This is a genomic window from Candidatus Syntrophocurvum alkaliphilum (assembly GCF_009734445.1).
In the GTDB taxonomy this organism is placed as follows: Bacteria; Bacillota; Syntrophomonadia; order Syntrophomonadales; family Syntrophomonadaceae; genus Syntrophocurvum; species Syntrophocurvum alkaliphilum.
In genome coordinates, this window is sequence record NZ_CP046457.1 from 1,770,669 (window position 1) to 1,783,661 (window position 12,993).

13 protein-coding genes are annotated in these 12,993 nt (G+C 33.4%); 2 read left to right on the plus strand and 11 right to left on the minus strand.

All coding sequences use genetic code 11. The annotated features are described in order from the left end of the window. Window positions 1-7: 7 nt before the first annotated feature. The 9 genes from arcC to SYNTR_RS08600 all read right to left on the minus strand — a co-directional run bounded on the left by arcC (window position 8) and on the right by SYNTR_RS08600 (window position 7,927). Window positions 8-949, minus strand: a complete 942-nt coding sequence (gene arcC / locus SYNTR_RS08560; RefSeq protein ID WP_156204122.1) for a carbamate kinase — start codon at window positions 947-949, stop codon at window positions 8-10. Window positions 950-1,128: 179 nt separating this feature from the next. Beyond that, window positions 1,129-3,987 (minus strand): hypothetical protein, encoded by a 2,859-nt coding sequence (locus SYNTR_RS08565; protein WP_156204123.1) that lies wholly within the window; start codon window positions 3,985-3,987, stop codon window positions 1,129-1,131. Further along, the gene (locus SYNTR_RS08570; protein ID WP_156204124.1) at window positions 3,984-4,880 is read right to left on the minus strand and encodes a hypothetical protein; all 897 of its coding nucleotides are present in this window, start codon (window positions 4,878-4,880) and stop codon (window positions 3,984-3,986) included. The genes SYNTR_RS08565 and SYNTR_RS08570 overlap by 4 nt, the downstream gene beginning before the upstream one ends. Window positions 4,881-4,947: 67 nt before the next feature. Continuing rightward, window positions 4,948-5,151 (minus strand): hypothetical protein, encoded by a 204-nt coding sequence (locus SYNTR_RS08575; RefSeq protein ID WP_156204125.1) that lies wholly within the window; start codon window positions 5,149-5,151, stop codon window positions 4,948-4,950. A gap of 311 nt (window positions 5,152-5,462) precedes the next feature. Further along, window positions 5,463-5,987 (minus strand): hypothetical protein, encoded by a 525-nt coding sequence (locus SYNTR_RS08580; protein ID WP_156204126.1) that lies wholly within the window; start codon window positions 5,985-5,987, stop codon window positions 5,463-5,465. Between the two features lie 17 nt (window positions 5,988-6,004). Further along, window positions 6,005-6,400 (minus strand): hypothetical protein, encoded by a 396-nt coding sequence (locus SYNTR_RS08585; protein ID WP_156204127.1) that lies wholly within the window; start codon window positions 6,398-6,400, stop codon window positions 6,005-6,007. 304 nt (window positions 6,401-6,704) lie between these two features. Beyond that, entirely contained in the window at window positions 6,705-6,992 is a 288-nt protein-coding gene (locus tag SYNTR_RS08590; protein WP_197079079.1) for an SdpI family protein, read from the minus strand. Between the two features lie 301 nt (window positions 6,993-7,293). Next, window positions 7,294-7,719, minus strand: a complete 426-nt coding sequence (locus SYNTR_RS08595) for a hypothetical protein (RefSeq protein ID WP_156204129.1) — start codon at window positions 7,717-7,719, stop codon at window positions 7,294-7,296. A gap of 1 nt (window position 7,720) precedes the next feature. Beyond that, window positions 7,721-7,927, minus strand: coding sequence for a helix-turn-helix transcriptional regulator (locus SYNTR_RS08600; protein WP_478210248.1), 207 nt, complete (start codon window positions 7,925-7,927; stop codon window positions 7,721-7,723). 264 nt (window positions 7,928-8,191) lie between these two features. Here SYNTR_RS08600 and SYNTR_RS08605 point away from each other — a divergent pair, with 264 nt between their 5' ends. Further along, window positions 8,192-9,127 (plus strand): alpha/beta hydrolase, encoded by a 936-nt coding sequence (locus SYNTR_RS08605; RefSeq protein ID WP_156204130.1) that lies wholly within the window; start codon window positions 8,192-8,194, stop codon window positions 9,125-9,127. A gap of 145 nt (window positions 9,128-9,272) precedes the next feature. On the opposite strand, the gene SYNTR_RS08610 is transcribed toward SYNTR_RS08605, so the two are convergent. Beyond that, window positions 9,273-10,544 (minus strand): S41 family peptidase, encoded by a 1,272-nt coding sequence (locus SYNTR_RS08610; RefSeq protein WP_197079080.1) that lies wholly within the window; start codon window positions 10,542-10,544, stop codon window positions 9,273-9,275. A 220-nt stretch (window positions 10,545-10,764) separates the two neighbouring features. Beyond that, complete coding sequence (locus SYNTR_RS08615) at window positions 10,765-11,850, minus strand: hypothetical protein (RefSeq protein ID WP_156204132.1); 1,086 nt, start codon at window positions 11,848-11,850, stop codon at window positions 10,765-10,767. Between the two features lie 219 nt (window positions 11,851-12,069). Between SYNTR_RS08615 and SYNTR_RS08620 the strand changes: the two genes are divergently transcribed. Continuing rightward, entirely contained in the window at window positions 12,070-12,948 is an 879-nt protein-coding gene (locus SYNTR_RS08620; RefSeq protein ID WP_156204133.1) for a DNA-methyltransferase, read from the plus strand. The last annotated feature ends 45 nt before the right edge of the window (window positions 12,949-12,993 follow it).

Consider the following 12,993-nt stretch of genomic DNA (forward strand, 5'->3'; position numbering starts at 1 on the left):
AGATTACTTATCGAACAATATACGTTCCACTTTCTCGTTTCAAAGCTTTATCAAGTTCACTAGCCGAAGTAACTAGTACCTCTTTACCCCCTGCTTCTATGTATCTTATAGCAGCTTCTATTTTCGGTCCCATACTACCGGGTGGAAACTGCCCCTCGGCCATAAGCTTTTTAGCTTCACTAACGGTAATAGTATCTAGATACTGCATGTTGGCTTGACCAAAATTAATCGCAACCTGCGGAACTCCAGTCAGGATTATGTAAAGATCTGCTCCTATTTCATTAGCTAACAAGCTAGAGGCATAATCCTTATCAATAACTGCTTCTACCCCAATTATTTCGTTATCTTTAGTCATAACTGGGATTCCCCCACCACCACAAGCTATGACTATGTTATTATTCTTAACCATTTGCAGAATAGCTTTCTTCTCTAATATATCGGAGGGTACTGGGGAAGGCACTACTCGTCGATAACCGCGACCGCTGTCTTCAACTACTTGCCAGTTCTTTTCTCTCGTCATCTGCTGAGCATAGTCTTCATTAAAGAAAGGACCAATAGGCTTGGTTGGCGTCTGAAATGCTGGGTCGTCTTCGTCTACTACTACAGTCGTCATTAATGTGACAACCTCTTTGTTTAACCCTAAATTCTCACATTCCTTACGCAAAGAATTAGTCAACATAAAGCCAATCGAACCTTGAGTGGAGGCAACACAAGTATATAAAGGTAAGGGTGGTACTTCATCAACAGCTCTTTCGACTTGAATAAGCATATTTCCTACTTGAGGACCATTACCATGTACAAGCACTAGTTCATAACCATTTCTCGCAATTTCAATAATAGCTTTACTTGCTTCTGATGCATTAGTCTCTTGCTCTTCTATTGTTCCTACTTGGTGCTCTGGATGAAGTGCATTTCCACCAAAAGCGACTACTGCTATTTTATTATCCATATCTTCTCTCCCTTTATCTAATAAATATAAAATGTAGAAGTATTAATCCTTCTACATTTTATAAAAACTATCCTTAGCTCACAAGGTTTTTTTAATTTATTCACCTTTTAGTAAGGGCAAGATATGGAGGACGAAGTTTCCCATAAGCTAGATGCCTTATGGAAAAACTTCGTTTTTTATCACTCCTGAGGTCTAATACCATTAGATTTATCCTGTTTTGGATTTTCTTTACCTTTCGTATTCTCTGATCCTTCAGAAAAATCAAGTGATCCTTTATCATCTGTTATCTCTTTTGATATCGATGTTTCATTTTCAGCTCCATCATTTGATGACCATTCACTTCGATTATACGCATCGCTTAAATCATCCCTAGTTTCTTTCATGGTCTGTTGAGCTACTGAGTCATCTGTTTCACCATTTATTTCTGATTTGGCAGTTTCAAATATCCCATAATCTCCCTTGCTTTTCACCAAGTTTTCTAAATAATCACCAATAACATCATCAGCTGCATTCCATACTGTTTGATTTGCTGCTTCATATAAGGATTTACCTTCATAGGCCCACTCGGTAATAAACTTACGCATAGCTACTATGACTTTAACTGCCAGCCAACCAGGAACTACTACTCTCCAACCAGTTCCTGTTATTACTATTTCACGTTCTTTAAGGTTATCACAAAACGCTTTCCAACTTGTTTCGGCACCTGATAACATGATACTTGTTGGATTAATGCTGTTATATATATTATTTATGTGTCTTTCTAGCCAACTAATAGGGTCAAGTCCTTCATAAATATATGCCTTGATACAATCTACCATCATATTGCGGACTAAGGGAGCTATCACGCCTCCTGCTGGCCCTAGTTTAACTTTTACCACTGAATTAAAACAATGATCTCCTGCCCACTCTGCCCATTCAAGTACGTTAACTATCCTATCTGCCCATCTTTCAACATCTTTATAGCCTTCGGCACCTTCAGCTAGGACTAACAGTTGGGCAATATTCCAGATTTTACGCCTTAGTTCATACATTCCTTCTGGACCTAGCACCTGGGAGTGGCGATCTAAGATATCTTGAAGTTTTGGTCTATGGGCTTCAGGTACATAGTTATCTATGACGTACTGACAGCGTTGGATTTCTTTTTCCCTATCAAATGGTAGCATATCAGTGGTTTCTACTTTAAATACTATCTCTTCTGAAAAATCTTTTTCATCCTGCCCCTTGATGCTTAATTTAACTGGTACGTTAAGATTAATACCTCCCCCTGGTATTTCTTCTTTGATATAGAAGTTATATTCAGTGAAACTTTGACTTGATGTCTTAATTTCATGTGCTAGTTCGCCTACTTCCATAGCATTTTTAGTCTGTTCATCAGTAGGCTGGATTTCTATATTTAGATTTTCAGATGTAAGTAGTTGAGGTTGATTTACTGCTCTATTGTTCTGTTCATCCCATACTACTGCCTGAAGTCTTACAGGTATTTCTCCCTGCTCTCCATCAGCTTTTAGGGTATATGTGCCATCCTGGTTTTGACCAATTTCAGGGTTCACATGATACAAACCTTCTTGCCAAACAATGGCTTTAAGCAAACGAATAGCTTCACCCCTATCAGAAGTAGCTTTTACTAATATTTCAGCCATTTCATAGGGTTGGTTTTCATCCATTTCCTTTGCTGCTTCGGTAATGGTTAGAATTGCACTATTGTTTTGTTCTTTTTCTATCTCAAATTCTACTATTCCATCATCTCTTTTAAAACGAAGTTCTGCATCAAAATCCCATTCAGGTTCTACAAGCTCGAATGTTACGTTGTTTTGGAAAATGCCACCTTCTCCTACAAAACGGAAGCTAATCACAGCATTATCTGTAAATTCTTGCAAGAACACATGTACAGTATCTGTATCTCCAGTTTGTTTTAAAAAGCCCACACTGTCTTTACTAACATCAAGCTGTAGGTCATGGTCAGCAGTCACTGCTTTAACTGAAGCACCCATATAATCTCCACTCATTTCAGGAGCTCCCATTTCCAATTGGCTGCTTTCAGAGAAAATGTCTATGTTTGCTGTTAAATCTGGTCTTGTTATTTCTTCACCATCTATCGTAACTTCAACCATGCGTGCATAAACATAATAGGTTTCTCCGCCACTAGTAATCTGGTTACCAAAATCCTTGTAAAGCACCATTTTGTAGGAACTATCTGACTCCTCTTCTTCTTCTCTTCGACTCCTGTCGGCTACATTTCCACTTGCACCTGCACCACCTGCTGCTGATGCTGCACCGGCAGCTCCTGCAGCAGCTGCGGCTACACCTGCTAGACCTATAACTATAACATTGGAAACAGCTACCGAGGTTTCTCCAGGTGTATCTCTTGCTTCAGTGTCAATGAAAATTGATGTTAGTCCAGAGCGAGAATCAATACCGTATTCAAATGTATAATTGTCGCTTAAATATCTAGGAGGGTTTCCAAATCTTGATCCTTCTTGATATGTGGGAGGAGTTGTTCTTACATCCATAATAGTATTTGTTTCCATTTCTACCCGTTCATCACGAAATACTTCTATATCATCAAACCCCATAGTAAATTCACTTTGATTTATAAACATGGGGCCAGAAAAACTAAATTGTTGTATATCTACCCTGTATAGTTCATTGTTTTGATATTTGTTTTCTATAGCTTCGAAATAAAACTCAGTTTGACCAACAAATCGATATACAGGCTCAGGTGAAGGATCTCCATGCCAGTAATCATTATAGTCAATAAATCTACCAGTGATTGAAATGTTTCCACTATATATTACATTTTGTTCTGTTTGCTCGCAAACAAACTCACCAGAAACGCTATTGGAATAACTAACTTCTTCTTCAAGAGGCGCAGATATAACACCATCACCTAAAAGTAAACCCATATAATGATTGGTTGATGCAATAGCATTGTCCTGATAATCAAAATTAATAGTGAAGTTATCATCAGCAACTACTGGTGATGTTAGTAAACCTAAGCATAAGACAATAACAATACAAACGGTTAACAAGCGTTTCATGAGGAGGCCACCTCCTCTCTTTTTCCATAAACAAACTTAATAACTAGTGCTACAATCAGCAGAGTAATACCAGCTATATAACCTATGCTTCCTCCTGAAATATATGAAAGTGGTATAGCAAGAGCAAATCCAGAAGATAAGCCAGCAATAATATAGTTCACACGTGAAACTGCAGGAATATCCTTGAAAATTTGATATATGATAGATCTAATAAAACCTCTTAAAAACCCTGCACGGTTACTTAATGCTCTTAATGATAAAATTAATCCGGTAATAGCTGCCATGTTGCTCATGGGGGTAATATCTCCTGCCATAAAATTATATGCAATTAAGGATATTCCACTACCTAATAGTAATGAGTCTAATGACTTATTTTTGCGAACTTGCAAAGCTCCTAATAAAACCTTGATACCACTAATGCTTGATGCAATCTTTTTATTCCCAAAAATATTCAAAACAGTTGTAAATACTAAATAAGTAAGTAACCCCTTACCTACAATCCCCCCAATTAACCCAGCTACACCTCCACTAGTACCTCCTTGGGCAAAGGTAAGAAAGTTTAATATTTTTATAAATTGGCTATCTACAACAAATGAATTTAATATTGTTAACACTAGCCATACTAATGAAATTAATATTATTAATAACAATGCCTTAAAATTACTAAAAACCAACTTGAATCCTTGGAAAAACCTAGTGATAGAACCTAATAAAAATTGTAAAGGCGATAAGTTTCCGGTAAGTAAACCACCTAAACCCGGTAAAGAGTGTAGCGTCATCTCACCTTTAGATGTGTCAGCAACCATCTCTGATAAGTTAATCTTTTTTTCTGCATTTTCATTTGAAACATCTGCGGTTTGAACATGGTTAAGTTCAGTTTTATCAAGATTCAAAATAAATTCCTCCTTTATAAATCCAACATATAAACTTCATATAAAATCGCCCAATATGTGTAATTATTTAATCATCTCCATCGTCTCCATCATCATTGTCATCATCTTCATCATTGGAATATTGATGTATATTATTTTCGTCAAAATATCTATCATCTTGGTAAAACCTATAATAATCATCATTACTTTTACTAGAGTTTCCTTTATTGAAATAAGGACGTAAAAGTAAAAAAACTAAAAATATAACAAAAAGAAGAACTAAAGATTCCACAAATCTACCCCCCTTATAATTTTTGTGTGTAGAAAAAAATAACTAAAAAAATAAAGGCTAATCTCATAAGATAAAGCCTTTAAATTATATGCTATGTTTACCTTTTAGCGCATCACCCCTAAAGGGTGATTTTTAATTATGTGAAGGATTAAGTTAGACGCAGGAAAGCTTCTCCTGTCCTGAAATGCAAAAAAATCGGGAATATCACCCCGAGTTTTCTCTAAATAATATATATAAAATGCTAATATTTAAATGTACAAAAAATCACATATGTTACTAATTGGATTACTCCAAACTGGCCACGCTCTACTTTAAAGTTCTTCAATTTTCTTTGTAAGAAGAATCTCTTCTCTTTTACGCACCATTTCCTCATAATTGAGACTATATTTTTTCTTTTTATAGTATTTTTCAAATGTTGCAACATATTTAGTTGATTTAAAATAATTTTCCATTCTACTCGAAACATAATGAACTTGCTCCCCGGGGTCATAAACTGCAGGTGCGTTTTTATCAAGATCTATAATTGTTTCTGTGATTACACCCCAGGAGATGTCAACAAGTGAGTAGTTTTTGAGGTCTCTCATTACTGCTCTAAGTATAGCTTCCTGAACCGGGTCAAAAAATTTAAATTTTTTTGAATACATGATAGCGCCATGCATATGGTCGAGAATATCAAGAAATCCGTCCTTAAAAACTTCATTTGATATATTTTGAAGTAACTGAAAACAATATTTAAGAATACCAAGTCCAGGACTGCTCTGCCCCGGTAACTGAGGTTTGTTTTTGTCAAAATTTGCAAGGGGATTTTTGGCTGATAACCACTCTATAAGAATCATATTGTAAGGTTCTATTTTTACCCCTTCTTCAAAAAAACGTTCATTAGGAATAAAGGTGTGCTCACTAACCCTGAGGTCAAGGAGCTGATTATCAGAGATTTATCTTTCCAGTAGAGGTTCAAGTAATATATATAGTTTTCATCTCTGTCAATATCAATAAGAATATCAGAGAACCCCATGGATTCTAGATGCTTTATCATACCTATTGATTCAATCATATTGTACATGTCTTTTTCTGAAAATCTACCAAGGAATAGATTTTTTGAACCATCTAGGCTATAAATGTCCTCCATTGTGATACTAAGATCGACATCTTCGAAATCAAAATCAAAATCGAATGTATCAGCAACACTAGTGTCAGCCTTTTTAAAATTTTTTAATTTATTTAATTTAAAAACCTTTCTTTCAGTCAATCAAATACTCCTTTCAAATCATCTGCTACGCCTTAGCTATGTTTAATATTTTTATCTGTTATAATGAATATTTTAACACTTCTACATAAGTTTTAGGTTAGCATTTATCATTATTTACTATCATCTAAAACTATGTCTCCTGCTTATATTTTACCATCTACACGTACTATACAGTCAGCTTTAGTTATAAGCCTTTTTTTAATTGTTTCTTCTTTCAGCTGGTCTCTTGATAAAAATACAGATATAATTAAACTTTTTTGTAGCAGATAATAGATAATGTGAATGCATGAGTTACATATTCTATTTAATTTCTTCTTCCCTCTGCATTAAATTTTCTTCTTAGTGCCAGCTCAGTTGGTATTATGGGCAATATCAAGCCAGCTAACTGAAATATTGTTAGTACTAACACAATAATCCCAAGAGTGTCTAAATTACTGCCACTGAAATAAATCATCGTTACAATAGATATCGCCAATAGAACAAAGCCAAGTTGAGTCCATAGCTTACCAATAAATTTATGTGCAAATTGCCATGTTTCTTGGTTTTTCATAGACCAGTGTGTTCGATATCCATATCTCCAATTAATGTCCATAGGAGGATTCTTACTCCAAATTAAACCAAAAATTATCATCGTTGCTGGAATCAATAAAGTAACTATAATATAAAATACAAACATTTTTCCACCTCCTATCAACTTATAATTGCGGTATAAATGGAATATGCCCTTTGAGCTCTATCTAGTCTTCCTAAAAATCATTAAGCTAGTTTGTTAATTGTGAATTTGGTTATATTTTATTTGCAGCTCCAACTAATATTATAAGCAAAGTATCAAATGAGGAGGACTAGCTATCAAGGTGGATTGTGGTTAATTTTTACCTAGTATTATTTCTTCACTACTCTGTATATATTTTCTCCCAGAAATAAACAATGGTTTTGTAGATAAAAAGAATAACAATGGTTCCGAAAAATGTAACTGCAAAACCACCTAATAAAACTTTAAATTCTACAACATTCCTAAAAAAGAACAGAAGCCCTACTGATAGAAGTCCTGTAAATATTGGAAAAAAAATAAAGTATAAATGTTCATTTTTTCTCATAGAAAAAGGATATGAAATAGGAATGCCTTTAGTTGCAAGGGTAAGAAACTGAAATACCGATGCAATAAACCAAACTAAGAAAATATCAAGTGTTTCCATAAGAGTTTGATTCAAAAAGAACCACCGATATAATAGTACGGCAAAAATACCAAACCAAAATACTGTGTATCCTATGCTGTTCGCTTTGTTGAGTTCAATATTAATTCTCTCGTCATTTTTCATTTTAATCCTCCTCTAACCAAAATAGTTGCTCAAGAGGCTTGTCTAGAACTTGGATTAACTTAAGGACTAAGGCAATTGTAGGATTGTATTTCTCCTTCTCAATCAGTCCTATTGTCTGCCTTGTCACGCCTACCTTTTCAGCAAGTTCCTCTTGTGTTAGCTTTTTTTCAACACGACTCAACCTAACATTGTTTTTTATTATACTAATACCCTCCAATCTAATTATAAAAATGCAATATATATTTTGCATTGCGTCAAATAATTTTTTGTTTTTTAAAAAGAGTTTTTTAGATTAGCTATTGTTTAATGTAAGTAATTGTTAAAATATGCAATAGGGGGGAGTATTACTTCCTTATATAATGTGAAAGTAGAAAATGTTTACTTATATGTAAATCAAGCCTTTAGATATATATTGTAATTAAAAAATCGTAATGGTAAATTTAATAATATTAATTTATTCTTAGGAGGAAAAATGAGTAGAAAATATTCTGGTGATGATTACTGGAAAAATTATATGGAAAATATATTCGGTATTGAACTGATAGATAAATGGGATCAATATGTTACACAAGATTGTATTTTATCAAATAATAGAAACATTAACCTTGAAATATACGATTCTGGTGATAATACAAGACCAACTTTGGTATTTGCACATGGAATAGCTGGTTATGCAAGAGTTCTTTTACCATTTTTAATTCCTCTTAGAGAAAAAGGCTATAATATTATAGCCCCAGATCTTCAGGGGTATGGATATAATGGTGGCTTAAAAGGAGATTTTGATTGGGACGCACATGTTCAAAATCTTAAAGATACCGTAGACTATGCAAAGAAAAGATTTACAGGAAAGATCATCTTGGGTGGAGCTAGTATGGGAGGCCCATTAGCCTATGCTACTGCTACACGCTATAAAAATGTAGATGCTTTGGCGTGTTGGTGTCTTTGGGACTTTAATGACAGAGAATTTATGTTAAATGAAACAAATACAAAGCAGTTTACATACTTGCTAATTCCTATTTTTAAAGTTCTTAGTAACATTTTAGGAAAGATGAGACTAAAAACATATACCTTAGTATCTTATGATACATTATCCGCTTCAAAAGAACTAAATGAACTAATAAAAGATGATCCACAAGCTGGTACTCACATTACACTTAAAGGTGCCCTAAGTTTAGTTCTTAAGAGTAAACCTGATATACCTCATAATGAATTCACTCTCCCTGTACTAGTTTTACAACCTGGAGACGATCGAATGACTCCAGTAAAGTACATAGAAAAAACATTTAATCAATTAGCATCTAAAAATAAAAAATATGTCAAGCTTAAAGGTTGTGAGCATTTTCCTATTGAAAAAGAATTTTATGTTAGATGGGCCGAAGAATTTGATAGGTTTATTAAAGAGTTGTAAGTTTAAACTTAATCCTTAGCACTATTTTACAGCGCTCGCCTAGTTTAATTAGAATCTTCTTTTTCATATCTTTATTGGTACTACCCATGAAGATAAAAAACTCGAAAAATTGATTATTATTTATATCAACTTTGCATTTATGTTTTTAAAAATAGCCTTCTTCCATTCTAGCTATAGCTGACTCTAAAAGGGTATCTATACCTTGTAATAAGTCATCATAAGTTTGTTTTTGAAAAATATGTGGATCAAGACCAATTCCTTCCATAGGTGATCCCGAGGCAGATATGTCAACTCCACGGGTAGGGAAACGAAAATATATTCCTCCATCTGTTTTAAATAAAACAGGCCCGCCTCCGGAGTCTCCTTTGGTAGGTTCACCCATTGTAATAACCCTGCCGGAGTCACTTAGATCAAAGGCAAAACTTTCAGCAGCCGAAAAGGTCTGTGGACCTACTAAAGCAATCACTTTGCCACTATAATTTATGCCGTGATATGGTTTTATACTGCGTCCTTGCCAGATGTCCGTCTCTTTCTGAATCAACCTTCTGACCATCTGATCTCCATTTAAAGAGTTACCGCCACCATTTTTTCTTAGGTCAAGAACTATACCTTTTTTATCCAACATTTGTTCTAGTGCCTCGTCAAAGGCTTCCACAATACTATCAGTCATGGTATTAATAGCAATATAACCATAGTCCCCTAATTTTTTTATTTCAATAGGCGGAAACTGGTAGATACCTAACTCGTTTCTAGGGATATTTAAAGATAATTCCAGGTTAAGTTGATCTCCTTGAGGACTTGTTAATAGATACTCTCTGGTTTTAGGTTCATATTCATATCGCCTAAACACCCACTGCAAGCTTTCCTGCTCTAGGGCTTGCGGGGTTGATCCACTAATCATTGAAAACCTTTCCTTCATCCATTCCCTAGCAGGCTTATTATCAATCTCTTCAATAACCCATCCTACTTCTACCTTTTTGTCAATCTGCTCTTGGTTTCCTAGGTATGTAATAACCACTTTACCTTCTATTAGAGCAGTTAGTATAGGAACACCATATTCAGGAACTCCTGTGTACACATTGCTGTGCCCGTTTTTTAGTTCAGCAAATAGCTTTAGGAGAGCTATGTTAAATTGAGAAAAACTTTTTGCTGATTCTGCCTTGGTTACATAGGTTGAGCGTAAAAGGTCTATATCAATATTTTTCTTATCCTTATGGGCATACCATTTGTCAATAGCATTGATTATATAGTTAACTTCCTGGCCGTATTCCTCTGATTCAAGGTTTATTGAAATTTCATTTGGAAATTCAGTAGCTCGATTAACACCTTCCATAGAGTACTTATTCGTATTTAGGCATCCGGTTATAATCAAAGCTGATATTGTTAAAGATATAACACCGATAATAATTTTTCTCATGGTCAATCTCCCAGTATATTTATTACCCATAAATATACCATAAAGGCACTCTGTTAAAGCAAGGGGTTGTATAATAATGTTTTCCAGAACCGCAAAATGGAAGTATAAGCTTTCCATTTGGAAATGTTATGGTTCAACTGACAGGTTCCATATGTATCACCTAAAATTAAATTGGTGGAGGCGGGGCTTATAGGGTTGAAGCCACAGTAGACCTATAATTTTAGTGAAAACGCTTGTCCTTTATATCTATGTTTAAATCCCACAATAAATTGCTTTTGAAAAAATATTTATTCAATTCATCTTTTCCTATTTGTTTATCTCTTAATTCTAAAACCTTTAATAGGTTTTGTAGCGATAAGTATTTTATTTTTGTTTCAGCAAAATCACGATAAAAATTTTCCATGTTTATGTATTCACGAATTAATTTGTAGTCTTTTTCAGGTTCTTTTCCTACTATTATAAAATATATATCATTAGCATAATCACATTGAAGTTTTAATGCTTGAAATTTTATTAAAACATCAGTCCATTTTCTTTTAAACTCTACTTCAAAAACAGCTATAATTTTTCCTTTGTGTTCTGTCCATATTACATCAATTAAATCGACTTGTTCGCTCGACTTACATTCAATTAAATTATTTAAATCAAGATTATGCATATTTAAGATTCCAACAGTTTTAAGGTTAGTTCCATTAAAGCTTTTATTTTTATCATTTTTTGCGAATTTAGATCTATAAGCTAAACTTACTGCTAAAGCACCTAATAAAGCTTGATAACTTAAATGTGTATTTTTCAATATTTCTTTGTTTGGAAAGTAATATTTGTGTTTAGTTAGATTCTGTAAATTTGCATTATCAAACTCTATATACACATTGTCAGTTTTCTGCGTCCCAAATTTAAGTAAATTATATTCTACAAACCAAGCCTTAATTTTATTATTATCTAATTTAAATCCATCATAATAACCCCTATCCAATATCTTCTCTCTTATTTCATTATATTTATCATACCAGTTATGATAAACCAGTATATTAGAACTATTTGGGTCATTTGTTGGTCTAGTAACAACTAATTTGCTTTTAGGGTCAATTGTTTTATTAGTTTTTATTTCTGCTATATCGAAATAATTACATTTCCCGCAAGAACGATTAGTATCCCATGGTTTTAATATATTATAACGGTTGAGTAGTTTTCTAATTTCAATATGTTTACTGTCTTTTAATGCATTAATTATCTCAGACTTTTCAATATATTGTGTATTTCTAAAAGTATTTATAATAATTTCCGAGTTATATTTATCTTCCAACTATTTATCCCCCAAACTAGTTTTCCTTAGTTTTAGGAATAAATTCAAAAAGATACTATAAAAAATTAGCAAAATATCATAAAACTTGTAAAGTAAAAATTTATTATACTAAAGAAGTGTAAATACCATAAAATACCTTGTGCTATGTAGTTATTAATTAATATAGACACAAATAAACTTTAAAAAGGGTGCCCTAATACTTATAAAAGGAGCATAGGCTTGGACAATAAAATTTTTAAAGGGCACAAAGGTAAAAACCAATGGACAATCTACCCGTATGATTGTATAAAAGCTATGAAGCAAATTCCTGATGAGTCTATAGACTGTATCATTACAAGTCCACCATATTTAAACAAAAGATCATATGGTCAAGTTGGTCGTGAACAAGGAAATAAAGCAATGTACAAATATGCTGCATCTGGAAAACCATTAGAATATGAAATTGGTTGTAATCAAAATATAGATGAATATTTCAATAGCATAAATCAAGTTTTCAAATTATGCTATGTATTATTAAAACCTGATAAATTCTTCTTTTTCAACATTGGTAATTTAAGAAGAAACAAAGAAACAACTGATATTAGCCATATATTTGTTCAAATGGCCAAGGATATTGGTTTTAAGCATAGAGATACTATAATATGGGTAAAAAATAACCCGCGACCTGTGCCGCCTAACTCCGAAATATATTGGCTTGACAATGGTTGGGAATATTTGCTAATGTTTTCAAAGGGAACTGGTACTATAGATAGAGAAAAATATGACTTAACAGTTAAGAACAACTGTAAAGTATGTAAAACTCAGCAAGAATTTGAAAAAACTAAGCCTAATTACTTCAAGACTAATATAGGTTATACTGAGGAAAGTATAAAGCATGAGCACCCTGCAAAATTCCCGCTAAGTTTACCAAGATTTGTTCTGCAACTATGTACTAAAGAAAATGACACAATACTAGATCCTTTCGCTGGAGTAGGAACTACTTTAATCGCTGGTTTACAATTAAATAGAAATGTTATAGGTTGTGAACTTAATTACGACTATTGTGAAAAAGCGGTAGATGAAATAAAAAAGACAATATTTATTATAAATAAACCATAAGTAAATTTCACAAAATTAAAAGAGGACCAGACGCATCCAATCCCC